Source organism: Flavobacterium sp., from assembly GCF_050696275.1.
Lineage (GTDB): Bacteria > Bacteroidota > Bacteroidia > Flavobacteriales > Flavobacteriaceae > Flavobacterium.
Map to the genome: position 1 here is coordinate 1 of NZ_JBOGUT010000063.1, position 2067 is coordinate 2067.

Genomic DNA, 2067 nt, shown 5'->3' on the forward strand with positions numbered 1-2067 from the left:
TACCATTGACCACGGTATTCTTCACATAGCCTTCTGCCTGAGGGAACATCTCCAACACTCCGTTAAAATACTGAAAACCATCAAAATACAACGACGTATCGACTTGGGAGCCTTGGGTCACTGTTTTTTGTGACTTGACTCCATTTGCCGTATAAAGATATTCTATTTTACCTGCGCTGCCAAATGATATTTTGGTGGGCAGGTTCAGGTTTTAACAAATTATCAATCTTTAAATCATCCGTTTGTATAACAAAAAACAGTATTTAATTTTTACACTAAATACTGTTTTTCAATAACTTAATTTTAAAATTTAGATGATGCCCTAATTTGATACATTACCGGTTTGCCGTATCATTGATGCTTTTGAGCCAGCCACGGATGTTGTAGGTGTAATCTACTTTTTTAGGAGCTATTTCCTGCTGTACGCTTTATCTTTTTATCTCGTTCCAAAAAACGAGACAAAAAGGATACCGCTGCCATCAGGGCTAGGGGATTTTCTTTTTAATCGATGTTTTCATTTCCAGTTACCACCAAACAAAAAGGACGAGCGTTTTACGGCTCATCCTTGGATATTATGGGTGGGTGGTGTGCCTCACGAAGCACAAACCGAATCTGGAAATCTAAAATATTTTATTAATTAGATACCAAAAAGGGTTATTATTTCTAATATATGAGGATGTAATCTCTACCTTTTTTTCATTATCCCCAAATTTTATTTCTTTTAGATATGGGTCGTTGAATATTTCTTTACGTTTAAAATAGTAATAGTTTTTATTCAGTTTGTTTTCTATCAAATCACCATTTTCATATTCAAAAATAAAAGGATATTTTTCAGTATTATAAAACGTTAAAATATTCATTTCTTGACTGTAATTCGAACGGTCAAATTTGATATAATTTGATGTTGGGTTATTTAAACCCCAATATTTATATGGCATTATATATACTGAATTCCCATCCATAAAATACGTAACACAGTTCTTATCGTTTTTAGAAATAATAAAATATCTATCAAACTTATACAATTTCAGATATAAGAAAAGAACCAAACATATAGATAAAAGAACTAATTTCTTTTTGCTTTTTAAAAAACTCATAATTGTATTTATTAAATTTATTTGACTGGATGAATTGGTTCTGAACGATATTTTTTATCTGCTGCCTGGACATCTTGTGCATGTAATTTCAATCCAATATTGATACCAACCTTTTCTGCTGATGTTGTTACCTTAGCTTCTGCTCCACCTTGAAGTGCTTCAAATGCTGGTTTAGCCTCTTCAAAATTAAATCCAGCACGACCAGCAACAATTCCTGCAGAGATATTCCCAGTATCTCTTGCTGTTCCAATTGTTTCATTTCCTAAAGGCATCCCTCTATATGCATATTCAGGAGTTAGTTCCGCCCCATCTAAACCTTGTCTCTTAAAATCCATGCTATTACCTGGTAATAATTCTATTGGACCTGCAATAATACCAGGAGTGTCGGCCATAGTATTGGCTAAAAATTCTTTACCACTATTATCATTCATATCAATTTTTGCTCCTATTATTGGGGTTTTATTATCATCACTAATAAAGCTGTATTCAGATACTGTTTTCCCAAGAACTTCACCAGTTCTATTTCCTTTTGCATCATTAACATAAACATTCCTATCACCATCAGCTACACTATTGGTTACCGTATATGTTCCATCCTTATTTTGTTTCACATCAGTTGAAGGGTCGTAAGCCTGCATTCCATCAGGGTCAACAAAACGTAATGGATTACTATAAACATAATTATAAGTTGACCATCTTCTCGATGTTTCCGCTTTAGGGTCAATATTCATCCATCTACCTATTGCAGCATCGTAATTCCTCGCCCCATAATCATACATGTTCAACCCCAGCTCGTCTTGCAACTCTTTTCCATTAAACTTAAAATTATACTTAAAGCTCAAAGGACAACCCACACACGGTGGTTGCATTCCTACTCCGCTACCAGCCTTGATATACGCTTTTTGGCTCATGTTGTAGTTGGCATGCTTCAACCCAAAAGGATAATAATTATTCTCTTCCATGATCTTGA

Annotated in this window: 2 protein-coding genes; both read right to left on the bottom strand. The window is 34.3% G+C overall.

The genetic code is table 11. The features are described 5' to 3' along the window. Positions 1-620: 620 nt before the first annotated feature. Positions 621-1097 carry a hypothetical protein gene (locus ACRDEC_RS16925; protein WP_431499552.1) on the bottom strand — a complete coding sequence of 159 codons (477 nt, stop codon included), beginning with the start codon at positions 1095-1097 and terminating at the stop codon, positions 621-623. Between the two features lie 17 nt (positions 1098-1114). Then, the coding region (locus ACRDEC_RS16930; protein ID WP_431499553.1) for an RHS repeat domain-containing protein at positions 1115-2067 on the bottom strand (953 nt) is incomplete at its 5' end.